Source organism: Streptomyces griseus subsp. griseus (assembly GCF_003610995.1).
GTDB lineage: Bacteria > Actinomycetota > Actinomycetes > Streptomycetales > Streptomycetaceae > Streptomyces.
The window spans coordinates 1675406-1699807 of the sequence record NZ_CP032543.1; the positions used below are offsets into that span (position 1 = coordinate 1675406).

The 24402-nt window shown below is 70.5% G+C and carries 22 protein-coding genes and 1 riboswitch; of the genes, 5 read left to right on the forward strand and 17 right to left on the reverse strand.

The genetic code is table 11. The features are described 5' to 3' along the window. Positions 1 to 48 precede the first annotated feature (48 nt). Positions 49 to 1191, reverse strand: a complete 1143-nt coding sequence (locus tag D6270_RS07765; protein ID WP_109166096.1) for a glycosyltransferase family 4 protein — start codon at positions 1189 to 1191, stop codon at positions 49 to 51. 103 nt (positions 1192 to 1294) lie between these two features. Between D6270_RS07765 and D6270_RS07770 the strand changes: the two genes are divergently transcribed. Beyond that, positions 1295 to 2539, forward strand: a complete 1245-nt coding sequence (locus D6270_RS07770; RefSeq protein ID WP_109166095.1) for a glycosyltransferase 87 family protein — start codon at positions 1295 to 1297, stop codon at positions 2537 to 2539. On the opposite strand, the gene D6270_RS07775 is transcribed toward D6270_RS07770, so the two are convergent. The 5 genes from D6270_RS07775 to D6270_RS07795 form a co-directional block, all read right to left on the reverse strand. Beyond that, the gene (locus D6270_RS07775; protein ID WP_109166094.1) at positions 2515 to 3780 is read right to left on the reverse strand and encodes a Cif family virulence factor; all 1266 of its coding nucleotides are present in this window, start codon (positions 3778 to 3780) and stop codon (positions 2515 to 2517) included. The genes D6270_RS07770 and D6270_RS07775 overlap by 25 nt on opposite strands. 63 nt (positions 3781 to 3843) lie before the next feature. Beyond that, positions 3844 to 4872: a C40 family peptidase gene (locus D6270_RS07780; protein WP_109166093.1), complete on the reverse strand. Its 1029-nt coding sequence runs from the start codon at positions 4870 to 4872 to the stop codon at positions 3844 to 3846. Positions 4873 to 5137: 265 nt separating this feature from the next. Further along, complete coding sequence (locus D6270_RS07785; protein WP_109166092.1) at positions 5138 to 6172, reverse strand: C40 family peptidase; 1035 nt, start codon at positions 6170 to 6172, stop codon at positions 5138 to 5140. Between the two features lie 292 nt (positions 6173 to 6464). Further along, a complete protein-coding gene (locus D6270_RS07790) occupies positions 6465 to 7826 on the reverse strand; it encodes an NYN domain-containing protein (protein ID WP_109166091.1) in 1362 nt (453 codons plus the stop codon). Between the two features lie 39 nt (positions 7827 to 7865). Next, the gene (locus D6270_RS07795) at positions 7866 to 8108 is read right to left on the reverse strand and encodes a hypothetical protein (RefSeq protein WP_015608051.1); all 243 of its coding nucleotides are present in this window, start codon (positions 8106 to 8108) and stop codon (positions 7866 to 7868) included. 194 nt (positions 8109 to 8302) lie between these two features. Here D6270_RS07795 and D6270_RS07800 point away from each other — a divergent pair, with 194 nt between their 5' ends. Next, entirely contained in the window at positions 8303 to 9055 is a 753-nt protein-coding gene (locus D6270_RS07800) for a rhomboid family intramembrane serine protease (protein WP_109166090.1), read from the forward strand. Continuing rightward, positions 9052 to 9333 (forward strand): Lrp/AsnC family transcriptional regulator, encoded by a 282-nt coding sequence (locus D6270_RS07805; protein WP_003969641.1) that lies wholly within the window; start codon positions 9052 to 9054, stop codon positions 9331 to 9333. Before D6270_RS07800 ends, D6270_RS07805 begins: the two co-directional genes overlap by 4 nt. Before the next feature lie 56 nt (positions 9334 to 9389). On the opposite strand, the gene D6270_RS07810 is transcribed toward D6270_RS07805, so the two are convergent. The 6 genes from D6270_RS07810 to D6270_RS07835 all read right to left on the reverse strand — a co-directional run bounded on the left by D6270_RS07810 (position 9390) and on the right by D6270_RS07835 (position 16538). Next, the gene (locus D6270_RS07810; protein WP_109166089.1) at positions 9390 to 10772 is read right to left on the reverse strand and encodes an aminotransferase class V-fold PLP-dependent enzyme; all 1383 of its coding nucleotides are present in this window, start codon (positions 10770 to 10772) and stop codon (positions 9390 to 9392) included. Between the two features lie 205 nt (positions 10773 to 10977). After that, positions 10978 to 11095, reverse strand: a riboswitch (SAM riboswitch). 75 nt (positions 11096 to 11170) lie between these two features. Then, the gene (gene trpD / locus D6270_RS07815; RefSeq protein WP_109167550.1) at positions 11171 to 12235 is read right to left on the reverse strand and encodes an anthranilate phosphoribosyltransferase; all 1065 of its coding nucleotides are present in this window, start codon (positions 12233 to 12235) and stop codon (positions 11171 to 11173) included. A 124-nt stretch (positions 12236 to 12359) separates the two neighbouring features. Beyond that, on the reverse strand, positions 12360 to 14006 hold the full coding sequence (locus tag D6270_RS07820) for a cytochrome bc1 complex cytochrome b subunit (protein ID WP_109166088.1): 1647 nt from the start codon (positions 14004 to 14006) through the stop codon (positions 12360 to 12362). Beyond that, on the reverse strand, positions 14003 to 15055 hold the full coding sequence (locus tag D6270_RS07825; protein ID WP_109166087.1) for a cytochrome bc1 complex Rieske iron-sulfur subunit: 1053 nt from the start codon (positions 15053 to 15055) through the stop codon (positions 14003 to 14005). The genes D6270_RS07820 and D6270_RS07825 overlap by 4 nt, the downstream gene beginning before the upstream one ends. Then, positions 15052 to 15861, reverse strand: a complete 810-nt coding sequence (locus D6270_RS07830) for a cytochrome bc1 complex diheme cytochrome c subunit (protein WP_109166086.1) — start codon at positions 15859 to 15861, stop codon at positions 15052 to 15054. Before D6270_RS07830 ends, D6270_RS07825 begins: the two co-directional genes overlap by 4 nt. A gap of 56 nt (positions 15862 to 15917) precedes the next feature. Then, positions 15918 to 16538: an aa3-type cytochrome oxidase subunit III gene (locus tag D6270_RS07835; RefSeq protein ID WP_109166085.1), complete on the reverse strand. Its 621-nt coding sequence runs from the start codon at positions 16536 to 16538 to the stop codon at positions 15918 to 15920. 187 nt (positions 16539 to 16725) lie between these two features. On the opposite strand from D6270_RS07835, the gene D6270_RS07840 reads away from it, so the two are divergent. Next, positions 16726 to 17127: a DNA-binding transcriptional response regulator gene (locus D6270_RS07840; protein ID WP_109166084.1), complete on the forward strand. Its 402-nt coding sequence runs from the start codon at positions 16726 to 16728 to the stop codon at positions 17125 to 17127. 60 nt (positions 17128 to 17187) lie between these two features. Here D6270_RS07840 and D6270_RS07845 read toward each other — a convergent pair whose 3' ends face one another. From D6270_RS07845 to coxB, 4 genes are all read right to left on the reverse strand, one after another. Then, positions 17188 to 18441 (reverse strand): L,D-transpeptidase, encoded by a 1254-nt coding sequence (locus D6270_RS07845; RefSeq protein ID WP_109166083.1) that lies wholly within the window; start codon positions 18439 to 18441, stop codon positions 17188 to 17190. Between the two features lie 126 nt (positions 18442 to 18567). Beyond that, a complete protein-coding gene (locus tag D6270_RS07850) occupies positions 18568 to 18966 on the reverse strand; it encodes a cytochrome c oxidase subunit 4 (protein WP_109166082.1) in 399 nt (132 codons plus the stop codon). Beyond that, positions 18963 to 20699, reverse strand: coding sequence for an aa3-type cytochrome oxidase subunit I (gene ctaD / locus D6270_RS07855; protein WP_109166081.1), 1737 nt, complete (start codon positions 20697 to 20699; stop codon positions 18963 to 18965). The genes D6270_RS07850 and ctaD overlap by 4 nt, the downstream gene beginning before the upstream one ends. Then, positions 20696 to 21664: an aa3-type cytochrome oxidase subunit II gene (gene coxB, locus D6270_RS07860; RefSeq protein WP_109166080.1), complete on the reverse strand. Its 969-nt coding sequence runs from the start codon at positions 21662 to 21664 to the stop codon at positions 20696 to 20698. Before coxB ends, ctaD begins: the two co-directional genes overlap by 4 nt. A 271-nt stretch (positions 21665 to 21935) precedes the next feature. On the opposite strand from coxB, the gene D6270_RS07865 reads away from it, so the two are divergent. Then, positions 21936 to 23318: a cysteine desulfurase/sulfurtransferase TusA family protein gene (locus D6270_RS07865; protein ID WP_109166079.1), complete on the forward strand. Its 1383-nt coding sequence runs from the start codon at positions 21936 to 21938 to the stop codon at positions 23316 to 23318. Here D6270_RS07865 and D6270_RS07870 read toward each other — a convergent pair whose 3' ends face one another. Then, positions 23319 to 24293, reverse strand: a complete 975-nt coding sequence (locus D6270_RS07870) for a carbohydrate kinase family protein (RefSeq protein ID WP_109166078.1) — start codon at positions 24291 to 24293, stop codon at positions 23319 to 23321. Between the last annotated feature and the right edge of the window lie 109 nt (positions 24294 to 24402).

A 24402-nucleotide genomic window follows, 5' to 3' on the forward strand; every position in this document is an offset into this window, starting at 1 on the left:
ACAGCAGCGTGCTCCTGCGTCCTCACAGCAGCGTGTTCTTCTCCGCACTCACAGCAGCGTCTTGAGCTTCTCCGCCAGCAGGTCCCAGCGCCACTTCTCCTCGACCCAGGCCCGGCCCCGCTCCCCCATCCGCTGTCGCAGCTCCGGATCGCCGAGCAGCGTCACGATCCGGTCCGCCGACTCCTCGGCGCTGCCGCCGCGCACCACCCACCCGGTCTCGCCGTCCAGCACCGCGTCCGGAGCGCCGCCCGAGTCCCCGGCCACCACCGGGAGTCCGGTCGCGGACGCCTCCAGGTAGACGATCCCGAGCCCCTCCACGTCGAGCCCCCGCCGCCTCGTCCGGCACGGCATGGCGAAGACGTCCCCGGCCCCGTAGTGCGCGGGCAGCTCCGCCCACGGCACGGGCCCGGTGAACCGCACCGAGTCCTGCACCCCGGTCTCCACCGCGAGCCGCTCCAGGTCCTTGGCGTACGGGCCGCCGCCCACGATCAGCAGCACCGCGTCCGGGATCTGCGCCAGGATCGCGGGCATGGCCAGGATCAGCGTGTCCTGGCCCTTGCGCGGCACCAGCCGCGAGACGCAGACGACGACGGGCCGGTCGGAGAGGCCGAGGCGGGCGCGGACGCGGTCGCCTCCGGAGGCCGGGTGGAAGGTCTTCTCGTCGACGCCCGGCGGCAGTTGCACCATGCGGGCGGCCGCGTCCGGGGTGAGGGCGGCGGCGATCCGGGAGCGGGTGTACTCACCCAGATAGGTGATCGTGTCCGTGGACTCACCGATCCTCCGCAGCAGCTGCCGGGAGGCGGGCAGCTGGGCCCACCCGGCCTCGTGCCCGTGGGTGGTGGCCACCAGCCGCTCCGCGCCCGCGCGGCGCAGCGCCGGGGCCATCAGGCCGAGCGGGGCGGCGGCGCCGAACCAGACGGAGGTGCAGCCGTGTTCCCTCAGCAGGGCGGTGGCCCGCCGGGTGACGCGCGGGGTCGGCAGCAGCATCGTCGTCCGGTCGCGGACCACGATGAACGGCTGCTCGGCGTCGAAGGCGGCGGTGGCCGCCGCGCCCTCCTCGCCGCGCTTCCAGGTGGAGGCGTAGACGACGACCCGGTCGGGGTCCAGGCGCAGCGCCATGTTGTGCAGGAACGCCTGGATGCCACCGGGACGGGGCGGGAAGTCGTTGGTCACGATCAGGGTCTTGTCCATCGCGGCTGACAGTACCGAACGGCCGCGCTTCACGGCCCACGCCCTCACCCCCGGGCATCATGGGCCGCCGGACGAGGGCCGGAGACGATCCAGGGCGGCGGCGATGACCGGGCGGACACGCATGGGCGCGGGGCTCCTGCCCTGCGCGGTCTGGGCGCTGACCCGGGCGGCGCTGCTGCTCTGGGTGTGCGGGGTGCTCACCCTGGGCGGCCTCGATGTCACGGTGGACGTGTCGGTGATCTACCGGGGCTGGTACGAGACGCTGCTGACCGGCACGTACCCGCTGGACGACGTCACCTGGCAGTACCCGCCGGGTGCCGCCCTCGCGATCCTCTCCCCCGCCCTGCTGCCCTTCTGGGGGTACGCGAGCGCCTTCTACGCCCTGGTGCTGCTCTGCGACGCGCTGGTGTTCGGGCTGCTGCTGTACGCGGGCCGGCGGCCGGGGATGCGGGCGGCGGGGGCGTGGGTGTGGGTCGTGGGGGTGCCGCTGCTGGGGCCGACCGTGTACGCCCGGTACGACCTGATGGTGACGGCGGTCGCGGTGGCGGCGCTGCTGGCGGGGGTGCGCCATCCGAAGGTGCTGGGGGCGCTGGCCGCGTTCGGGGCGCTGCTGAAGGTGTGGCCGGCGCTGGTGCTGGTGGGGGTCCGGCGGGGGCGGCCGACCCGGGCGGCCTGGTCGGCGGCGGCGCTGACGGCGGCCGGTCTCGGTGCGGGCTTCGCGCTGTGGATGCCGGGGGCGTATGCGTTCCTGGCCTTCCAGCGGGACCGGGGGCTGGAGATCGAGTCGCTGGGGGCGCTGTACTTCCATCTCGCCCGGCACGCCGGCTGGGAGGGGCGGGTGGAGCTGCACTACGGCTCCATGGAGTTCCTCGGCCCGCAGGTGGGGCCGGTCTCGACGCTGATGCTGGGGCTGGCCGTGCTCGCGCTGGGCTGGCTGCTGGTGTGGCGGCTGCGGGCCCGGACGTTCGCCGCCCACACCCCGGCGCAGGCCGCGTTCACGGCGGTGCTGCTGTTCACCACGACGAGCCGGGTGATCAGCCCGCAGTACGTGGTGTGGCTGGTCGGTCTCGCGGCGGTCTGCCTGGCGTTCCGGGGCGGCGGGATGGTGCGGCCCGCCGTGCTGGTGGTGCTGGCGGCGGGGGTGACGGTGCTGGAGTTCCCGGTGTACTTCGCCGAGGTGGTGGCGAGCGACGCGTCGGGCGTGGCGCTCCTCCTCGTACGGAACGGGCTGCTGGTGGCCGCCTCGCTGCTGGCCGCGCGCCGGCTGTGGCGGGAGACGGTGCCGGGGGCGCGGCGGTCCGGGGCGGACCCGGCCCGGGGGGATCAGCCGAGCCGGGTGCTCAGGTAGTCGCGCCAGTCGGCGGTGAACTGCTCGGGCGTCGTGCCGAGGACCGATCCCAGCGCCTGCTCCACCGCCCCGTCCCGCCCGGGATGGGCCCCCACAGCGGCGTAGAAGGCGGTGAGCTTCTCGTCGCCCCACCGCTCCGCGATGAGCTCGCAGGCCATCCAGGCGCTCTCGTAGGCCCGCGCCAGCTCGGCCGGGTCGCCGTCGAAGCCGAAGTCCTTGTCGACGGGGAGTTCGGCGGGTACGTCACCGGCCCGGACCGCGCCCGTCAGCTCCGGGGCGATGAGGTCGGGGGTGCGGTCCTCGCCCCGGTAGGCGGCCCAGTCGGCGAAGCCCTCGGAGAGCCAGACGGGGGTGGCCGCGGAGGTGCTGGTCCGGGTGGCGACATGGGTCGTCTCATGGGTCAGGACGACCCGCTGGCCGAAGCTGCCGAGTGAGCCGTACGCCTGCGGGTTGACGATGACCCGGTCCGCGAGGGCGGGCCGCTTCCCGGGGGTGCCGGCCTCGCCCGTGGTGACGGCGGCGATCCCCCGGTAGCTGGACTCCGTGGCGCCCAGCAGCCCCGCCATGGACTCCACGGAGTCCGGGACGAGGACGACCACCCGGCGCGCCCAGGACTGCGGCCAGGCGTCGGAGACGGCCGGTACGGCGAGGTCCACGGTGTCGGCGACCTGGCGCAGCTCCTCCTCGGGCCGTCCGACGCCCAGGACGAGGCTGTGGGCGCCCCGGACGACCTCCACCTCCCCCTGGTGCCAGAGCTGGTCGGAGGCGCCCTCGGCGGGCCGGTCGGCGCTGACGTACCACCGCTCGCCGTCCCGCATCAGCTCCAGGGTGCGGCGGGTGGTGACGGGCGCGGTGTCGTACCCCGTGATCCGGTAGCGCAGCTCCACCTCGGCGGTGGCCCAGTCGCCGTCCTCCTCGGTGATGCCCTTCACCTCGTACGTCCACGACTTCAGGGGTACGTCGGCGAGGTTGGCCAGTTCCGTGCGCTGGGCGGCCCGCAGCTTCGCGGCGTCGGGGGCGAGGGTGTCGAGGTAGCCCGCCGGGTCCCGGGCGAGGACGGCGGCGGCGCGGCGCTCCAGGGTGGCGTCGATCTCGCGGACGGTGAGGGAGGCGGCGACATCCCCTTGGGCGGCCGGGGCCGTGCAGGCGGAGGCGGTCAGCAGGGCGGCGAGCACCAGGCCCGCCGCACGCCGCCACCGCCGAGGGCGTCTCCCTCGCGCACCACGTCCTCGTACGGCCACCCTGCCGATCGTACGGTCAGATCCGGGCGGACGGTCGGCCGGGCGGCCTGATCCGGGCGGTGGTCAGATCCGGGTGACCGAGGAGACGGGCATCATGCCGACGGGGTCGTAGCGGATCGGGGCGCCCGGATAGGGGGCGTGGATGACCTGGCCGTTGCCGACGTACATGGCGATGTGGCTGGCGTCGGCGCGGTAGGCGACCAGGTCGCCGGGCTGGGCCTGGGAGAGGGGCACCATGCGGCCCGCGTACCGCTGGGCCTGCGAGGTGCGGGGCAGGCTCACCCCGGCCTGGGCGTAGGCCCACTGCATGAGGCCGGAGCAGTCGAAGCCGGAGGGCCCGTTGGCGCCCCACACGTACGGCTTGCCGAGCGCCTGGCGGACGGCGGCCACGGCGGACATCGCCCGGGCGGAGCCGGGGGCGACGCCGGAGAGGTCGGGGGCGCCGTCGCGGCCGGAGCGGGAGGCCCGCTCGAAGGAGGCGCGGTCCTCGGCGGGCAGGGAGTTGAGCAGTTGCCGGGCCTGGCGGAGCTTGGCCTCGACGGATCTCTTGTGGCGGGTCACGGCGGCCCGGTTGCGCTCCAGCTCGGCGAGGGCGCGGTTGGCCTCGGCGCGGGTCTGGGCGACGCCCCGCTGGGCGCGGCGGAGCTTGTCCAGGGTGAGCGTCTGGCGGACACCGGCCCGGTCGAGGGCGGCGGCCCGCTCCAGGTAGGTGTCCGGGTCGGAGGAGAGCAGGAGGGCGAGCGCCGGGTCGATGGAGCCGGTGCGGTACTGGGCACCCGCCATCGCGCCGAGGGAGTTGCGCATCCGGTTGATGGCCTCCTGGCCGCGGGCCGTCGCGTCCTGGGCGCGGTCCGCCTCGCCACGCAGCCGCTCCACCCGCTCCCCGGCCTCGTTGTAGCGCTCGGTGGCCTGCTCGGCCTCGCCGTGGAGCCGGTCGACGGCCGCCTTGGCGCTCTCGCGGGTGTCCTTGGGGTCGGCGCTCGCGGGGGCTCCGGTCAGGGTCGCGGCCGCGGTGGCGGCGGCCGCCGTGACGACCGTGACGCGGACGCCCCGATGGAGGCCGGACTGGGTGGGACGGCGATGGGACACCACAGGAAGCCGCACTTCCTTCCGCTGACGCAGTTGACGCAGGAACGCGCGGCGCCCGGCCGCCCGGGACGGGCGGACCGATGAGCGGGAGCCGCACAGCAGCCAGACAGTAATCGGCCGACTACCGGGCGGCCAAAGACCTCGCCGGTGGCGGAAGGGGCGTCGAACGGCCCTGCCCCGCCGGTGACCTCGGTCTCCGGCGGGGCAGGGCGTCAGCGTGGGGTGGGGCGATTCCCTCGTTCGGGCGTCGCTCCGGGCGGGCGTGGCGTCAGATGCGGACGCCGAACTGGAAGGTGCCCATGTAGTCCATCGACTCGTAGCGGACGACGGTGCCCGGCTTCGGGGCGTGCAGGATCTGGTTGTTGCCGGCGTAGAAGCCGACGTGCGACAGGCCGTTGAAGAAGACGAGGTCGCCCGGCTTGAGCTGCCCGCGGCCGATCTTCACTCCGTCGTTCTGCTGGGTGTACGTGGTCCGGCTGATGTTGACACCGGCCTGGGCGAAGGCCCACTGGGTCAGCCCGGAGCAGTCGTAGGAGTTGGGGCCCGAGCCGCCGGAGACGTACGGCTTGCCGAGCTGGGTGGCGGCGGCGGAGAGGGCGGCGGCGCCACGGTTGGAGGCGGGGGCCTCGTTACCGAGCTGGACGCGGTCGCTGGTGGCGCGGCTGGCGCGGTTCTTCGCCTCTTCCTCCTGGGCGATCTTCGCCCGCTCGGCGGCGGTCAGGCTGTTGAGCAGCCGCTGCGCGTCGGCCAGCTTGCCCTGGTACTTCTTCTTGTTCTCGCCGAGCTGCTTGCGGACGTCGGCGAGGTCGCCGAGCTTGTCCTGGGCTTCCTTGCGCTGCTGGGCGAGGGTGCGCTGCTTGGCCTGGATCTTCTGCAGCGACTCCGTCTGCTTGACCGTCAGCTGGTCGAGTGCGGAGGCCTGGTCGAGGAAGCTGTCCGGGTCCGAGGCGAGGAAGAGCGCGACCGAGGGGTCGATACCGCCGGAGCGGTACTGCGCGGTGGCGATCGAACCCAGCTCGCCGCGCAGGTCGTTGAGCTCGTCCTGCCCGCGGGCGACCTTGTCCTGCAGCGCGTCGACCTGCTTCTTGAGCTTGTCCTGCTGCTCCTTGGCCCCGTTGTACTTCTCGGTGGCGGCCTCGGCCTCGTGGTAGAGCTTGTCGACCTTCGCCTTGACCTCGTTCTTGGTCGGCTTGGGGTCGGCGTGGGCGGCCTGGGAGGTCAGGGCCACGGCCGCAGCGGCGGTCGCGGTGAGCACGGTCACGCGGGTGCGGCTCGGCTGCTTGGGACGACGGTGGGACGCCACGAAGGCGAGCTCCTTCTTCCTCGAGCCGCCTACCGGGCTTGTGGGGGATGGGATCCCCGGCTCCGTGCGCATGACGGACTAGGCGGTTCCTTCACTGCCACCCCGGATGGGTGATCAACCGTGCGAAGGTTCGAGGCCTGACCATAGTGACCCTCTTGTGATCAGTTCAAATCCTCACCGGATTTTTCTTGTCACACCAGGCACTTCTTTACTCTCACCGAACCACGCGTAGCGGTGACTTGACGGTACGTTCCCAAAAATCCGGCATGCCACACATGGCGCACATCTGCGCCTAGACGCGCGAAAGGCGCTTCAGGAGCAAGACGGACGCGACGGGCCTGGCACCGGCCTTGGCCACCCCGTCCGCCACTTCGCGGTCGGTGGAGACCACCACCACGGGCCGTCCCGGTGGTTCCGCGCGGGCCAGTTGACGGATCAGCTCGTCCGCGGTGATCCCCGCCTTGCTGAACAGCACCCGCACCCCGCGCGGCGGCGCGAGGAGCACCGGGGCGGCCAGTTCGGCTCCGTCGAAGACACAGGTCATCTCGGCGCCGGTCTGCGCGGCGAGCACCGAGAGGCCGCCCAGCAGCCGCAACCGCTGCTTCTCCAGCGGCATCTGGGGATAGCCGGTCTTGGTGACGTTGTAGCCGTCCACGATGAGATGCGCCTGCGGCAGCGCGAGGAGCTGGTCCAGCAGCGCCGGGTCCGTCTCGGAAAGCGCCCTGGCGGCAATGTCCTTCGGCGACATCCGGCCCGGCTCCACCGCGTCCACGCTGTCGGCCGGGCGGGCTGTCACCGGGGGCAGGGCCAGCTCGCGCCGCAGCCCCGAGGCCGCGTCCAGCACGGTGTCCAGGAGCAGCCGCAGCCTCATGTCCTCCACCGACCGCCCCTCGCGGGAGGCCCGGCGGCCCGCCTCGACGGCCGCCTCCGCCTCGCCGAGCCGGTGCTTGAGCCGGCGCGACTCGCTCTCGGCGGCGGAGAGCTGGGCGGCGGCCTCGGCCCGCTGGGTGTCGGCCTCGGCGGCGCCGCGGCGGAGAGCGGCCTCGCCGCGCTTCACCTCGCTCAGCGCGGAGCGCAGTTTGCGATGGAGCGACTCGGACTCCTTGCGGGCCGCGTCCAGCTCGGCGCGGAGCCGCTCGGTCTCGCTGCGGGTGTGGGCGCGGGCCCGCTCCAGCTCCTCGCGCAGCTGGACCAGTTCGCGCCGGGTCTCCTCGCCCACCCGCTCCGCGTCGGCCCGCTGGACCTCCTCGCCGGCCGCCTCGACCAGCTTGACCCAGCCCACCGGGCGCAGCACATAGGCGGCGGCGGCCACATCGAGGGGGTCGGCGGCCGCGGGCGGCGAACCGGCCTCCAGCGCGCCGGCCAGCTCCGGCTGGGCCTGGCTCAGCCGCTCACCGATGCGCTGCCGGAAGAGCGGTTCGCTCTCCAGGGCGGCGGCCATCGCGTTCCCGGCGAACTTGGCCCGGCGGGTCGGGGTGAACCGGGCATACTGCCGCAACTGGGCGGGCAGTTCGGCGACGGTCAGCCCGCCGAAGGCGTCCGAGACCAGGGCGATGACCCGCCGCCGTACGCCTTCGGGCAGCGGACGGTCGAGCGCCTCGGCACCGCCGTCGGCCGCATCGGCCGGTTCGGCGTCGCTGGTCGGCTGATCCACCGTCCGTCACCCCATAGATATGTCTGTCGGCGCGCTCCCTCAGGAGGCGGCACCCGGCCTGTCCACCAGTTCGATCTGGTCCACCGCGTTGCACCAACGACAGCGGACCGACTCGATGGTCTCACTGACCACCTCCCGCTCCTCGACACTGGACTCACCGGCCAGGTCGAGGTGCACGTACTCCACGACCTTGGAGGACCGCGTCACATCGAAGCGCGTGAGATTGCCGCACAGGGTGCAGCGCCAGCGGGTCCCGTCGGTCGGCAGGGGAACCGTCGTCATCGTTGCGTCCTCTTTCGTCGTCTCCGAGAGCGCGCGCCGGGCGCGCCGCCGCGTCGCTTCCTGTCCTACGTCAAGGATCTCGCGGTGCGCCGTCGAACTGCGGAAGTCCTGGCGTAACCCTACGGCCTCGCGTATAGGCATCGGCACGGCGAGGCGCCCCGTCCCCTTCTCCCCCGGTACGTCATGCTCTGTACATGATCGACGTGCGGCGGATCGACTGGCGGGCCACGGCCCGGAGGGTCCAGGGCGGCGCGGCGGGCGGGGCGCCGGTGACGTACGGGCTGATCGCCCTGTGCTGCGCGATCTTCGTGATCAGCCCGCTCGCCGGGTTCGGCGGTGCCGCCTACGGCAGCCAGGACGCGCTGCTCGCCGCACAGGCCGGGTACTTCGAGCGGTGGGGGGTGATCCCGGCCGAGCTGTGGGAGGGCTCGCCGCGCGCCCTGGCCACCCCGTTCACCGCGCTGTTCGTGCACGGCAGCTGGCTGCACCTGCTGGGCAACCTGCTCTTCCTCTACGTGTTCGGGGCGATGGTCGAGGAACGCCTGGGCCGCGTGCGGTTCGCCCTCTTCTACGTGGGGTGCGGCTACCTGGCGCTGGTCTGCTACGCGGCGGTGCACGCGGACTCGGAGCAGACGCTGGTCGGGGCGTCGGGTGCGATCTCGGCGGTACTCGGCGCGTTCCTGTACCTGTTCCCGAAGGCCCGGGTGACCAGCCTGTTCCCGTTCCTCTTCTTCCTGCCGCTGCGGTTTCCCGCCTGGATCGTGCTGGTCTTCTGGTTCGGGCTCCAGTGGGCGGCGGCCCAGGCTGCGGACGCGGGGCCGGGGGTGGCCTATCTGGCGCACGTGGCGGGGTTCGCGGCCGGGTTCCTGTACGCCTGGGGACGCTGTCGGGGACGGACTAGAGTGAAGGTTCCAGCCACGGCCACCGAGGGAGACAGCCAGCCGTGATCACCGCGATCGTGCTCATCAAGACCAGCGTGGACCGGATTCCGGAGATCGCCGAGGCCATCGCCGCGCTGGACAGTGTCAGCGAGGTCTTCTCCGTCACCGGCACCTACGACCTGATCGCCATGGTCCGGGTGGCCCGCCACGACGACCTCGCCGATGTCATCCCCGGCCGGATCAGCAAGATCCCGGGCGTCGAGGGCACCGACACCCATGTGGCGTTCCGTACGTACTCCCAGCACGACCTGGAAGCGGCGTTCGCCATCGGCCTGGACGCCTAGGACCCTACGCACGTCGGCCGGGGACGGGCAGCGCGCCCGTCCCCGGCCGAGGTGTTTCAGGCCGTACGCGCGGCCTCGCCCCGGTCCGGGACGCAACGGCCGTCCTCGGTGCGGTACTTCCACCGGGCACCCTCGCTGACCAGCTCGGAGACCGCGCGCAGGAACCGCTCGATGTGCTCGTCCGGCGTACCGGCGCCGAAGCTGACCCGGATGGCGTTGAGGGACCGCTCGCCCGGCTCGGCCTCGGGGGCACCGCACTCGCCCGGGTCCTGCGGGTCGCTGCCGAGGAGGGTGCGGACCAGCGGGTGGGCGCAGAAGAGGCCGTCGCGGACGCCGATGCCGTACTCCGCCGAGAGGGCGGCGGCGAAGTGCGAGCTGTTCCAGCCGCGCACCACGAAGGAGATGACGCCGACCCGGGGCGCGTCGTCGCCGAAGAGCGAGAGCACCTGGACCTCGGGTACCTCGGCGAGCCCTTCGCGTACCCGGGTCACCAGCTCCTGCTCCCGGGCGACCAGCGAGTCGAAGCCCGCCTCGGTGAGGGCCTTGCAGGCGGAGGCGATGGAGTAGACCCCGATGACGTTGGGCGAACCGGCCTCGTGGCGGGCGGCCGTGGTGTGCCAGTCGACGTCCACGCCGCCGTCGGCGCGCCGGGCGACCTTGCGGGAGGCGCCGCCGCCGGCGAGGTACGGCTCGGCCGCCTGGAGCCAGTCGGCGCGGCCGGCGAGGACCCCGGAGCCGAAGGGCGCGTAGAGCTTGTGGCCGGAGAACGCGACCCAGTCGACATCCAGTCCGGCGATGTCCACGGCGTGGTGCGGGGCGAGCTGGGCGGCGTCGAGGACGATCCGGGCACCGTGCGCGTGGGCGGCGGCGGCCAGCTCCTTCACCGGCCACAGCTCACCGGTCACGTTGGAGGCACCGGTGACGCAGACCAGGGCGGGGCCGTACGGGTCGCGGTCGGCGAGCGCGCGCTCCAGGAACTCCACCGCCTGGCCCGGCGTGCGGGGCGCGTTGAGGTAGGTGACCTGGGCGTCGCGCCAGGGCAGCAGGGAGGCGTGGTGCTCGGTCTCGTAGACGAAGACCTGGCAGTTCGCGGGGATCGCGGCGGCCAGCAGGTTGAGGGAGTCGGTGGTGGAGCGGGTGAAGACGACCTGGTCGTCGGCGCGGCAGCCGAGGAACTCCGCGACCGTGCGGCGGCTGTTCTCGAAGAGGTCGGTGGAGAGCTGCGAGAGGTAGCCGGCCCCGCGGTGGACGCTGCCGTAGTACGGGGCGTACGCGGCGACGTCGTCCCAGACCCGCTGGAGGGCCGGGGCGCTGGCGGCGTAGTCGAGTGCGGCGTAGGTGACTTCACCGCCGGTGACGAGCGGAACAGTGACATCCTGCCCCAGAACGGGCAGCGGGGCACAGACCGACGGGTCGATGGCAGCGGTGGAGACAGACATGGCGAACTCCCGTAAGAGGCAGGCGAAATCCGGCGCCGGCGGGTACGCGGCAGCGCAGGAGAGGGAAGAAAGAAGGGTCTGCGGAAGAAGGGCGTTCAGCCCAGGACATGAAGAGCCCTGGGACGAGCCCTAACGCATTCGCTTGCTCACAAGAGGCTCCCTAGGGACCAGGACCCCGGGGGCTGGCGTCCACTGGACGCCGAGGGGCCCGCGCTTGCCGCAGACCTCGCTGCCTACGGCCTGGTCTTCACCCGGGGCACCCCGCCACGGACGGAGGGTTGCCGGACAGCGGGCCGGGGCCGTAGTCGCTGTCACTCATGACCTGCGCAGCATCTTGCCATATGTATGCACACGCGCAAGGGCGCGGTCCGGCATCCGGACCGCGCCCTTGGCCGATTTCAGGCGTTGCTGGCCGCCACCCACCGCTCCAGCGCCCGCTTGGCGGCCCCGGAGTCGATGGCCTCGGCCGCCACCGCGATCTTCGCCGCGATCTGCTCGGTCAGCGTGCCGGGCCCCGGGTCGAGGGCGACCAGCGCCGCCGCCGAGTTGAGCACCACCGCCTCCCGTACCGCCCCGCCCTCGCCGTCCAGCAGGCGGCGGGCCACATCGGCGTTGTACGAGGCGTCGGCGCCGCGCAGCGCCTCGACGGGGACCAGCGGGAGGCCGACGTCGCGCGGGTCGAAGGGCTCCTCGCGGACCGTGCCGTCGCGGACCACCCAGACCCGCGAGGTGGCGGTGGTGGTCAGCTCGTCGAGGCCGTCGTCGCCGCGGAAGACGAGAGCCGAGTTGCCCCGCTCCGCCAGCACGCCCGCGACGATGGGCGCCATCCGGGCGTCGGCCACCCCGATGGCCTGGGAGCGCACCTGGGCCGGGTTGGTGAGGGGGCCCAGGATGTTGAACGTGGTCTGCGCACCGAGCTCCCGGCGGGCCTTGGCCGCGTACCGCAGGGCGGGGTGGAACTTGACGGCGAAGCAGAAGGTGATGCCCGCCGCCTCGGCGACCTCCACCACCCGCTGCGGGGTCAGCTCCAGGTTGACGCCGAGCTTCTCCAGTACGTCGGAGGAGCCGCTGGCGGACGAGGCGGCCCGGTTGCCGTGCTTGACGACCTTCGCGCCGGTCCCGGCGATGACGATCGCGGACATGGTGGAGATGTTGACCGTCTTGGCGAGGTCGCCGCCGGTGCCGACGATGTCGACCGTGCGGCCGGGCACCTGGATGGTGTTGGCGTGCGCGTACATCGCGCGCACCAGACCGGTGACCTCCTCGACGGTCTCGCCCTTGGCCCGCAGCGCGACCGCGAAGCCGGCGATCTGCGCGTCGGTGGCCTCGCCGCTCATGATGCGGTCCATCGCCCAGGCCGTCTCCTCGGAGGAGAGGTTCTCGCCGCGCAGCAGGGGGTTCAGCAGGCCGGGCCAGGAACGGTCCGCCACGCTGTCGCCGCCGCTCGGGGTCACAACGTTCATGGTCCGCTCCAGGGGGTCCACAGCCGGTAAAGAGTCCGGCACCACCCTATCCAGCCGCCGGGACCGCGAAGAGCCCCGTCCATCGAATGGACGGGGCTCTCACGGTGGCGATCAGGTCAGGTGATCAGTGGTGGCCGTGGCCCTCGGTGATCTCCTTGTACTCCTCCGCGGTGGGCTTGGCGATCTGGTTGTTCTCGCCGTAGTAGCCCTTGCTGAGCTTGGCGCGCAGCTTCTGGGCCGGGGAGATCTTGCGCTTGACACCGTTCTCGTCGACCTCGGGGCCGAGCTCGACGGGCTTGTACTGCTCGTGTGCCGTGAGCGTGTGCAGCTGCCCCGGCGAGAGCGGCTCGTGGACCTCGACGAACTCACCGTGCGGCAGGCGCTTGATGATGCCGGTCTCACGACCGTGCAGCACCTTGTCCCGGTCGCGGCGCTGGAGGCCCAGGCAGATCCGCTTCGTGACGATGAACGCGATGACCGGTCCGGCGAAGAAGAAGATCCGGACGAACCACGAGATGGCGTTCAGCGACAGATGGAAGTGCGTGGCCCACAGGTCGTTGCCACCGCCGACGAGGCCGATGAAGTACGCCGTGATCCAGGCGACGCCGAGCGCCGTACGCGTCGGGGCGTTGCGCGGGCGGTCCAGGATGTGGTGCTCGCGCTTGTCCCCGGTGATCCAGGACTCCAGGAACGGGTACACCGCGGGCAGCGAGAGCACCAGTCCGAAGAGGACCAGCGGGATGAACACGCCCAGGTTGAGCGTGTGGCCCCAGTAGCTGATCTCCCAGCCCGGCATGACACGGACCAGACCCTCGGCGAAGCCCATGTACCAGTCGGGCTGGGCGCCGGTGGACACCTGGTCCGGGCGGTACGGGCCGAGCGCCCAGATCGGGTTGATCGTGGCGATCGCCGAGATGATGGCGATGACACCGAAGACCAGGAAGAAGAAGCCTCCGGCCTTCGCCATGTAGACCGGCAGCAGCGGCATGCCGACGACGTTCTTGTTCGTCTTGCCGGGACCCGCGAACTGCGTGTGCTTGTGGTAGAAGACCAGGATCAGGTGGGCCACCAGCAGCCCGAGCATGATGCCCGGCAGCAGCAGGATGTGGATCGAGTAGAACCGGGCCACGAAGTCGTGGCCGGGGAACTCGCCGCCGAACAGGAACATCGAGATGTACGTACCGACGATCGGCACGGACAGGATCGCGCCCTGGGTGAAGCGGACACCCGTACCGGAGAGCAGGTCGTCCGGGAGGGAGTAGCCGGTGAAGCCGGTGAACATGCCCAGCACGAACAGCAGGAAGCCGAAGAGCCAGTTGACCTCGCGCGGCTTGCGGAAGGCGCCCGTGAAGAAGACGCGCATCATGTGCACGAACATGGCGGCCAGGAAGATCAGCGCGGCCCAGTGGTGGATCTGCCGGACGAGCAGACCGCCGCGGACCTCGAAGCTGATCTTCAGCGTGGAGGCGTACGCCTCCGACATGCGGATGCCCTGCATGGGCTCGTACGGGCCGTGGTAGACGACCTCGTTCATGCTCGGCTGGAAGAACAGCGTCAGATACACACCCGTGAGGATGATGATGATGAAGCTGTAGAGCGCGACCTCACCGAGCATGAAGGACCAGTGGTCCGGGAAGATCTTGCGCATGTTGGCCTTGGCCAGGCCGTAGATGCCCAGCCGGCCGTCCGCCCAGTCGGCGACCCGCTCGCCCGCGGGTGCCTTGCGCTGTCCCGCCTGGTCGGCGGGCGGGTTGGTTGTCGCAGTACTCATCCGCGCTCCCAGAAGGAAGGGCCGACGGGCTCGTCGAAGTCACCGAGCGCCTCGAGGTTGCCCTCGCTGTTCACACCGATCCGCAGCTGCGGAAGCGGGTGGCCGGCCGGACCGAAGATGACGCGGGCGCCGTCGGAGAGGTCGAAGGTGGACTGGTGGCACGGGCAGAGCACGTGGTGTGTCTGCTGCTCGTACAGGCTGATCGGGCAGCCGACGTGGGTGCAGATCTTGGAGAAGGCGACGATGCCCTCGTGGGCCCAGTCGCGCTGGCGCTTGTCCTTGATGTCGTCCGGCTCGATGCGGACGATCATCAGGGCGGCCTTGGCGATCTGCGACTGGAAGTCGTGCGCGTCCTCCTCCAGGCCCTCGGGCATGGCGAAGGTCAGCGAGCCCACGGCGACGTGCTCGGGGCGCAGCGGCTGCATCGTGTTCATGTTGACGAGCAGCTTGCCCTTGGCCCACATCGTGGTCCGGAGCTTCTTCTCCGGGAGCGGACCGAGGTCGCGCAGCAGCACCACACCGGAGAGCGGCACCAGGGCCAGCGCGCCGAACATGGTGGTGCGGATCAGCTTGCGACGGCCGATCGCGGACTCCTCGGCACCGGCCTTGAAGTCGGCGAGGACCTGCGCCTTGACCTCGGCCGGCGCCTCGATCGGGTGCCGTTCGGCCGGAACCTCGACGTCGGACATCAGGGTGCGCGCCCAGTGGACGGCGCCCGCTCCGATGAAGAAGAGCGCGAAGCCGAGCGTCAGCCCCAGGGAGAAGTTGAGCGCGCTCACATGGCCGAAGGGCCAGATGTAGACGATCCTGTCCACCGGGAAGATGACGTAGGAGGCGATGAAGCCCACCGTCGACAGCATCGAGAGGACGAACAGGAACGCGACGGTCCGCTCGGAGCGGTTCGCTGCGCGTTCGTCGAGGTCCTGGATGCGCGGCTTGTGGGCCGGCAGCCCCGGGTCCGCGAACGGGTCGTCCGTACGCTCCACCGCGCCGTGCGCGGTCTCCTGCACTACGGGCAGGTTGTCTTCTGGAATCTGTTGGCTACTCATGACTTCTTGGCCTTAGCGGTGTGGGCCGCGACCCAGACGGCGGTTGCGACGAGGGCGCCGAGCCCGAAGATCCAGGCGAAGAGGCCTTCGCTGACCGGGCCCAGACCGCCGAGGGAGAGGCCACCGGGGCTCGCCGTCTCGTCACCGTTCACGGACTTGATGTACGCGATGATGTCCTTCTTCTCCTGCTCCGGCATCGTCGTGTCCGGGAAGGAGGGCATGCTCTGCGGGCCGGTCTGCATGGCCTCGTAGATGTGCTTCGGGCTCACGCCTTCGAGGCTGGGGGCGTACTTGCCCTTGGTGAGGGCGCCGCCCTGACCGGTGAAGTTGTGGCACTGGGCGCAGTTGTTGCGGAACAGTTCGCCACCCTTGGCGACGTCCGCACCGGCCGGGTCGACCTGCTTGTCGGTCGGCGTGATGGGACCGGCGCCGAGCGACGCGACGTACGCCGCGAGCTGGTCGATCTCCGCCTGGCTGTAGATGACCTTCTTCTTCGGTACCTGGGCGCCCGGCTGCTGCGCGGGCATACGGCCCGTACCGACCTGGAAGTCGACGGCGGCGGAGCCCACGCCCACGAGGGACGGCCCGTCGGTGGTGCCCTGACCGCCGGTTCCGTGGCAGCTGGCGCAGCCTACGGTGTAGAGCTTCTTGCCCTCGTCGATGGCGAGGGACTGGGCGGTTTCATCGGCCTGCGCCTTGCCCGCAGGCGCGAACGCGGCGTACAGCCCCCCGGTGGCCGCCAGCGCGAGGAGTAGTACGACGACCGCCGCCAGCGGATGGCGTCGTCGTGCGGAGAGCTTTTTCACGGATTACCCCGGTGTCAGGATCTTCTGCGTCGATGGTGGGCGGGTGCGAGCCCCGGTTACTTGATCATGTAGATCGTTGCGAACAGACCGATCCACACCACGTCCACGAAGTGCCAGTAGTAGGACACGACGATGGCCGCGGTGGCCTGGTCATGGGTGAACCTCTTGGCCGCGTACGTCCTGCCGAGGACCAGCAGGAAGGCGATGAGACCGCCTGTCACGTGCAGACCGTGGAAGCCGGTGGTCAGGTAGAACACCGAGCCGTACGGGTCGGACGAGAGGGAGAGCCCCGCGTCCTTGACCAGCTCGGTGTACTCCAGGACCTGGCCGCCGATGAAGATCGAACCCATCACGAACGTCACGATGAACCAGGTACGGAGCTTCTTCACGTCGCCCCGCTCGGCGGCGAAGACGCCGAGCTGGCAGGTGAGCGAGGAAAGCACCAGGATCGTGGTGTTCGTGGCCGAGAACGGGAAGTTCAGATGCCCGGCCATCTCCTTCCAGTAATCGGGTCCCATCACCGATCGAAGGGTGAAGTACATCGCGAAGAGGGCCGCGAAGAACATCAGCTCGGACGCCAACCAGATGATGGTTCCGACGCTGGTGAGGTTCGGCCGATTGACCGACGGGTGCGCGTGCCCGGTTTCTACTGTCGTTGCTGTCGCCACGACCGACATTATGTCGGTCGCTTATCCCGCCCTCACTCCGGGGGGTGCCGTTCGGTGTGTCAGTCCCGTGTGTCCTGCCCGAACGGCCCATCGAATCGGTGCCCTTACCGGTGCTGACGGCCGGTCGACCGGAGTACGATCCGCGCATCGGTTCATGCCCCGAGAGCCCCGAAGACACAGATGTCACGGAGGAACAATGCAGGCGACCGCCACGGTCCTGGTCTACAGCGACGACGCCAACATCCGCGAGCAGGTGAAGCTGGCAGCCGGTCGCAGGCCTGCCGCCGACGTTCCACCGGTGAAGTTCCTGGAGTGCGCGACGCTTCCGGCCGTGCTGTCCGCGCTGGACGGCGGCGGCGTCGACGTCTGCGTCCTGGACGGCGAGACGGCTCCCATCGGCGGCATGGGCGTCTGCCGCCAGATCAAGGACGAGATCTTCCACTGCCCCCCGGTCCTCCTGCTGATCGGCCGCCCGCAGGACGCCTGGCTGGCCACCTGGAGCCGGGCGGAGGCCGCTGTGACGCTGCCGGTGGACCCGGTGGAGTTCGCCGACGCACTGGCGGCCCTGCTGCGCGCCCGGCTGGCCGTGGAGGCCTGAGAGGGCCCTGTGAGCCCGTGAGGAGCGCCCCGCACTGCGGGGCGCTCCTGCTGTGTCCGGTCAGACATGCGGCCGCAGGCGGGCGGCCTGGAGCGTCTGCGGGCTGTCCGGGACGCCTTCGTTGAGGGCGCTGCCCTTCTGCCACTTCGCCCAGGAGAGGTTCCAGTCGCCGAACCCGTTGTCGAACGGGGTCATGGTCTCCCCCTCACTGCCGACGACCTTGACGATGTCGCCCTGGCGCACGGTGTCGAAGAACCACTCGGCGTTGCCGGTGGACATCCCGGTGCAGCCGTGGCTGACGTTGGCGCTGCCCTGGGAGCCGACGGACCAGGGCGCGGCGTGGACGTACTCACCGCTCCAGGTCACCCGGGTGGCCCAGTAGACGGGCAGGTCGTACGACTCCGACGAGCCGGCCGCGATGCCGATGCTCTCCCCGCGCATCCGGACGAACTGCTCCTTGGCGAGGACCACCTTGATCCCGTTACGGGTGGAGAAGCCCGGCTTGCCGGTGGTGACCGGAATGGTGTTGATCACTTCTCCGTTGCGCAGGATCGTCATGGTGTGCGTGGAGGCGTCGGTGAGTGCCTCCACCCGGTCGCCCGTGGTGATCTTCAGGGGCTTGGCCTCGGCACCGTAGAGGGCGTTGGTCACCTTGATGCCCGTCAGGTTGGAGCGGACCTCGATGGTGGCGTTGGCGGGCCAGAACTCCTGGGGCCGGTAGTGGAGCTTCTTGTCGTCGACCCAGTACCAGGAGCCGGTGGCGGCCGGGGTGGAGCGGACCTTCAGGGCGCGCTCCACGGTGGCGCGTGCGGCCTTGTCGGTGACCGGAGCGCTGAGTTCCGCCGTGATGGGCTGTCCGACGCCGTAGGTGCCCGTCTCCGGGCCGAAGGCGACCTTCAGCAGCTTCTTGGGCGAGGTGGTCTCGAAGGTGAGCGTACGGGCGCCGGGAGCGCCGTCCTCGTTCTCGGTGGAGACCCTGACGGTGTATCCGGTGCCGGCCGCCATCGGAGCCGTGGAGCGCCACCTGCGGCCGTCGGCGGAGAGCTCGCCCGCCAGGTGGCGGCCGCCCGTGTCCACGGCGCTGACATCGGTGATGCGGCCGTCGTCACCCTTGACGGTGACTTCCAGCGGCTTGTCGGGGTCGGCCTTCTCGTTCTTGGAGGGACCGTTGAAGGAGACCTGGTCCCCGGCGTCGTACGGCTTCGTCGACAGCGGGTTTCCGTCGGGCTCGCCACAGGCGGTCGCACCCGCGCCAAGGGTCACGACCAGCAGAGTGCAGCTCACTACGGTGCGGATGCGCGGCGTGTGGTTCATGAAGCCACGCTAAGAAGATTCATCCGATCCAGCGCGTTCAATGACTCCGAACGAGCGAGGGGCCCGTGTCGCTTCGTGCGACGCGGGCCCCTCGTGGGGTAGTGCGGTGTCACCCTCCGGGGGGTGTCACTGGGTGCGGTTCTCGCCCCGGTAGTACTCGAAGACCCAGCCGAAGAGGCCGATCAGGAGCAGCGGAGCCGAGAAGTACATCAGCCACCAGCCGAAGACGACGCCCAGGAAGGCGAAGGCGCCACCGACGGCCAGGGAGAGCGGCTGCCAGCTGTGCGGGGAGAAGAACCCCAGCTCGCCCGCCTCGTCGGCGACGTCCGCCTCCTTGTCGTCCTGGGCCATGGCGTCCACCCGGTTGGCCGTGAAGGCCAGGTAGAAGCCGATCATGACCGAGAGCCCGAAGGCCAGGAAGAGGGCGGTGGTGCCGACCGGCTCCTTCGACCACCAGCCGTACACGCCGGCCATGATGAGGATGAAGGCGCTCAGCCAGAGGAACAGGTGTCCCTGGATCTTCACTTGCCTGCCTCCTTGCCGCCGACGAGGGCCTTGTCCGACTCGGAGTGGTGCTCAAGCTGTTCGAGCGCCGCGATCTCCGGGTGGTGCAGGTCGAACGCCGGGGATTCGGAACGGATCCGCGGCAGGGTGAGGAAGTTGTGCCGCGGGGGCGGGCAGGAGGTCGCCCACTCCAGCGAGCGGCCGTAGCCCCAGGGGTCGTCGACCTCGACCTTCTTGCCGTACTTGGCGGTCTTCCAGACGTTGTAGAAGAACGGCAGCATCGACAGGCCGAGCACGAAGGACGCGATCGTGGAGATCGTGTTCAGCGCGGTGAAGCCGTCGGCGGCGAGGTAGTCCGCGTAGCGACGCGGCATTCCCTCGGCACCGAGCCAGTGCTGCACCAGGAAGGTCCCGTGGAAGCCGACGAACAGCGTCCAGAAGGTGATCTTCCCGAGCCGCTCGTCCAGCATCTTGCCGGTGAACTTCGGCCACCAGAAGTGGAATCCGGAGAACATCGCGAAGACCACGGTGCCGAAGATGACGTAGTGGAAGTGCGCGACGACGAAGTACGAGTCGGAGACGTGGAAGTCCATCGGGGGCGAGGCCAGGATGACGCCGGTCAGACCACCGAAGGTGAAGGTGATCAGGAAGCCGACGGCCCAGAGCATCGGTGTCTCGAAGGACAACGACCCCTTCCACATCGTGCCGATCCAGTTGAAGAACTTCACCCCGGTCGGTACCGCGATCAGGAACGTCATGAAGGAGAAGAACGGCAACAGCACGCCGCCCGTCACATACATGTGGTGCGCCCACACCGTCACCGAGAGACCGGCGATGGCGATCGTCGCGGCGATCAGACCGATGTAGCCGAACATCGGCTTGCGGCTGAATACCGGGATGACCTCGGAAATGATTCCGAAGAACGGCAGGGCGATGATGTACACCTCTGGGTGTCCGAAGAACCAGAAGAGGTGTTGCCAGAGCAACGCGCCGCCGTTGGCGGAGTCGAAGATATGCGCACCGAATTTCCGATCCGCCTCCAGCGCGAAGAGCGCGGCGGCGAGAACGGGGAAGGCCAGCAGGACCAGGACACCGGTCAGCAGGACGTTCCAGGTGAAGATCGGCATGCGGAACATCGTCATGCCGGGGGCGCGCATGCAGATGATCGTGGTGATGAAGTTGACCGAGCCGAGGATCGTGCCGAAGCCGGAGAAGGCCAGACCCATGATCCACATGTCGGCGCCGATGCCCGGCGAGCGGACCGCGTCGTTCAGCGGCGCGTAGGCGAACCAGCCGAAGTCGGCGGCGCCCTGCGGCGTGAGGAAGCCGGCCACCGCGATGAGCGAGCCGAAGAGGTACAGCCAGTACGCGAACATGTTCAGCCGCGGGAACGCCACATCGGGCGCGCCGATCTGGAGCGGCATGATCCAGTTCGCGAATCCGGCGAACAGCGGCGTCGCGAACATCAGCAGCATGATCGTGCCGTGCATCGTGAACGCCTGGTTGAACTGCTCGTTCGACATGATCTGGGTGCCGGGACGAGCGAGCTCGGCGCGCATGAAGAGCGCCATGAGTCCGCCGATGATGAAGAAGGCGAACGACGTGACCAGGTAGAGCGAGCCGATCGTCTTGTGGTCAGTGGTGGTCAGCCACTTGATGACGACGTTTCCCGGCTCCTTGCGGCGCACGGGCAGTTCGTCCTCGTACGAGTCGTCTGCCGGTGCCGCACCCTGAGGTTCGTTGAGGATGCTCACAGTTGCTTCTTCTCCGAATTCCTGGCCGGGTCGGTCTGCTCGATGCCTGCCGGCATGTAGCCCGTCTGACCCTTCTCAGCCAGCTCCTTGAGGTGCTGCTGGTACCGCTCCGGGGAGACGACCTTGACGTTGAAGAGCATCCGGGAGTGGTCGACGCCGCAGAGCTCGGCGCACTTGCCCATGAAGGTGCCCTCCCGGTTGGGAGTGACCTCGAAGACGTTGGTGTGGCCCGGGATGACGTCCTGCTTCATGAGGAACGGCACCACCCAGAAGGAGTGGATGACGTCACGCGAAGTGAGGACGAAGCGGACCTTCTCCCCCTTCGGCAGCCACAGGGTCGGGCCCGGGTTGCCGTTCTGGGGGTTGCGCGTCCCGGGGATGCCCGCGTCGTAGACGCCGGTGGCGTCCTTCGGGAAGTCATCCTGGAACTTCTGGGGGATGGCCGCGAGCTCCTTGGGAACCTCGCCGCCCGCAGCGGGCTGGCCTTCCACCTTCTCGATGTAGTTGAAGCCCCAGCTCCACTGGTAGCCGACCACGTTGACCGTGTGGGCCGGCTTGTCGGAGAGTTCGAGGAGCTTCGACTCATCACGCGCGGTGAAGTAGAAGAGCACCGAGACGATGATGAGGGGAACCACTGTGTACAACGCCTCGATGGGCATGTTGTACCTGGTCTGCGGAGGTACCTCCACCTTGGTCCGGCTACGCCGGTGGAAGAAGACGCTCCAGAGGATCAGCCCCCAGACAAGGACACCCGTGACGAGCGCTGCCGCCCACGAGCCTTGCCAGAGGGAGAGGATCCGAGGGGCCTCTTCCGTTACCGGGGTGGGCATACCGAGGCGGGGAAAATCCTCCCAGTTGTATGAACAACCGGAGGCCGTCGCCAGGACCAGGCCCGCAGTCAGCACCTGCGGCAGCTTCCGCCGCATCGGGCGCCGCGACGAGCGGTCGGAGCCGTTGGGACTCACGTAGCGCCTTCCCGAGAGTCTCGCCCGCACGGCCGGCGCGCCCGTCTCTCTGGTCGGTCGCCGTCCCTGTCGCGGGCAGGGGTTTGGATGTTTATGCGGACCAAACCCTACTGGACGCTATTTGGGGTCGCGCGGGGAGGGTGCCCAACGCGCCGCCCGACTCCCCGAAGGGGTGGAATCGGGGCCTCCGGCGGCCATCTGACGCCCTCTCTCCCGGCCGGTCCGGGCAGGCGGGCGCCGGGCGGGGACCGGTGCGGGCTAGCGTGGCGGCGTGCCCTACTTCGACGCCGCCTCCGCCGCCCCTCTGCACCCCGTCGCACGCCAGGCGCTGCTTGCCGCGCTGGACGAGGGCTGGGCCGACCCCGCCCGCCTGTACCGCGAGGGGCGGCGCGCCCGGCTGCTGCTGGACGCCGCCCGGGAGGCCGCGGCGGACGCGGTCGGCTGCCGTCCGGACGAGCTGGTCTTCACCTCTTCGGGGACGAGTGCGGTGCACGCGGGAATCGCCGGCGCTCTTTCGGGGCGTCGGCGTGTCGGCCGCCATCTGGCCCTCTCGGCGGTCGAGCACTCGTCGGTGCTCCATTCGGCGGCGGCGCACGAGGCGGCGGGCGGCTCGTCCACCGAGGTGCCGGTGGAGCGGTCGGGGGCGGTGGACCCGGTGGCGTACGCCGGAGCGCTCCGGCCCGACACCGCGCTGGCCTGCCTCCAGTCGGCCAACCACGAGGTGGGGACCGAGCAGCCGGTGGCGGAGGTGGCCGGGCTCTGCGCCGAGGCGGGGGTGCCGCTGCTGGTGGACGCCGCGCAGTCGCTGGGGTGGGGGCCGGTGGCGGGTGGCTGGTCGCTGCTGACGGCGAGCGCGCACAAGTGGGGCGGGCCGGCCGGGGTGGGGTTGCTGGCGGTACGCAAGGGGGTGCGGTTCGCGCCGCAAGGCCCGGCCGGGGAGCGGGAGTCGGGCCGGGCGCCGGGGTTCGAGAACCTGCCGGCGATCGTGGCGGCGGCGGCCTCGCTCCGTGCGGTGCGAGAGGAGGCGGCGGCCGAGGCGGTGCGGCTGCGGGCGCTGGTGGACCGGATCCGGTCGGTGGTGGCCGAGCGGGTGGGCGATGTGGAGGTGGTCGGCGATCCGGAGCGGCGGCTGCCGCATCTGGTCACCTTCTCCTGTCTCTATGTCGATGGGGAGACCCTGCTCCATGAGCTGGACCGGCACGGTTTCTCCGTATCGTCCGGTTCGTCCTGCACGAGCAGCACGCTGGAGCCGAGCCATGTGCTCAAGGCGATGGGCGTGCTCTCGGAGGGGAACGTCCGGGTGTCGCTGCCGCTGGGCACGGCGGAGGCCGATGTGGACCGGTTCCTTGAGGTGGTGCCCGGGGTGGTCGCGGAGGTACGGGAGCGGCTCGGCGCCCCGGTCTCCTCGCCGCCCTCCCCCGCGCCCGTCGCCTCCCTGGTGGTGGACGCGCTCGGCCGGCGCTGCCCGGTCCCGGTGATCGAGCTCGCAAAGGTGATCGGGGAGGTGCCGGTGGGCGCCACGGTGACGGTGCTCGCCGACGACGAGGCGGCGCGGCTGGACATCCCCGCCTGGTGCGAGATGCGGGAGCAGGAGTACGTGGGCGAGGAGCCGGCGGACCGGGGCTCGGCCTATGTGGTCCGCCGGCTCAGCTGATCAGGCCAGGTGCTGCCGGACCTCGGCGGCGGCCTCGTGGCCGTACGCCTTGGTGAAGCGGTCCATGAAGTGGGTGCGGCGCAGGGTGTACTCCTGGGTGCCGACCGTCTCGATGACCAGGGTGGCGAGCATGCAGCCGACCTGGGCGGCGCGCTCCAGGCCGACGCCCCAGGCGAGACCGGAGAGGAACCCGGCCCGGAAGGCGTCGCCGACGCCGGTCGGGTCGGCCTTGGACTCCTCCTCGGGGCAGCCGACCTCGATGACCGCCTCGCCCGCCTTCTCGATCCGCACACCGCGCGAGCCGAGCGTGGTCACCCGGTGGCCGACCTTGGACAGGATCTCCTCGTCGCTCCAGCCGGTCTTGGACTCGATGAGCCCCTTCTCGTACTCGTTGGAGAAGAGGAAGGTGGCGCCCTCCAGCAGGATGCGGATCTCCTCTCCGTTCATCCGCGCGATCTGCTGCGAGAAGTCCGCGGCGAACGGGATGTTCCGCGAGCGGCACTCCTCGGTGTGGCGGAGCATCGCCTCCGGGTCGTCCGCGCCGATCGAGACGAGGTCGAGGCCGCCGACGCGGTCCGCGACGCTCTTCAGCTCGATGAGGCGGGCCTCGCTCATCGCACCCGTGTAGAAGGAGCCGATCTGGTTGTGGTCGGCGTCGGTGGTGCAGACGAAGCGGGCGGTGTGCAGCACCTCGGAGATCCGGACCGAGCCGGTCTCGACGCCGTGCCGGTCCAGCCAGGCGCGGTACTCGTCGAAGTCGGAGCCCGCGGCGCCCACGAGGATCGGCTTGGTGCCGAGCAGGCCCATGCCGAAGCAGATGTTGGCGGCCACACCGCCCCGGCGCACATCGAGGTTGTCGACCAGGAAGGAGAGGGAGACCGTGTGCAGCTGATCCGCGACCAGCTGGTCGGCGAAGCGGCCGGGGAAGGTCATGAGGTGATCGGTGGCGATGGAGCCGGTGACTGCGATACGCACGGGGAGGCTTCTCCTGCGGAAGGCGAAGGGCCGAGGTGCGCCCTCCGGGACGGCGTGACAGTTCACGCTACCGGGTGAGCTCTCCGGGTGGGAAAAGGGAAAACTACCC

Excerpts from the sequence above, each read along its gene's own strand:
- D6270_RS07770 (WP_109166095.1), top strand. The coding sequence starts at position 1,295 with ATGACCGGGCGGACACGCATGGGCGCGGGGCTCCTGCCCTGCGCGGTC.
- D6270_RS07800 (WP_109166090.1), top strand. The coding sequence starts at position 8,303 with ATGATCGACGTGCGGCGGATCGACTGGCGGGCCACGGCCCGGAGGGTC.
- D6270_RS07820 (WP_109166088.1), bottom strand. The coding sequence starts at position 14,006 with ATGAGTACTGCGACAACCAACCCGCCCGCCGACCAGGCGGGACAGCGC.
- D6270_RS07840 (WP_109166084.1), top strand. The coding sequence starts at position 16,726 with ATGCAGGCGACCGCCACGGTCCTGGTCTACAGCGACGACGCCAACATC.
- trpD (WP_109167550.1), bottom strand. The coding sequence starts at position 12,235 with ATGAACGTTGTGACCCCGAGCGGCGGCGACAGCGTGGCGGACCGTTCC.
- D6270_RS07835 (WP_109166085.1), bottom strand. The coding sequence starts at position 16,538 with ATGTCGGTCGTGGCGACAGCAACGACAGTAGAAACCGGGCACGCGCAC.
- D6270_RS07795 (WP_015608051.1), bottom strand. The coding sequence starts at position 8,108 with ATGACGACGGTTCCCCTGCCGACCGACGGGACCCGCTGGCGCTGCACC.
- D6270_RS07845 (WP_109166083.1), bottom strand. The coding sequence starts at position 18,441 with ATGAACCACACGCCGCGCATCCGCACCGTAGTGAGCTGCACTCTGCTG.
- D6270_RS07810 (WP_109166089.1), bottom strand. The coding sequence starts at position 10,772 with ATGTCTGTCTCCACCGCTGCCATCGACCCGTCGGTCTGTGCCCCGCTG.
- D6270_RS07825 (WP_109166087.1), bottom strand. The coding sequence starts at position 15,055 with ATGAGTAGCCAACAGATTCCAGAAGACAACCTGCCCGTAGTGCAGGAG.
- D6270_RS07765 (WP_109166096.1), bottom strand. The coding sequence starts at position 1,191 with ATGGACAAGACCCTGATCGTGACCAACGACTTCCCGCCCCGTCCCGGT.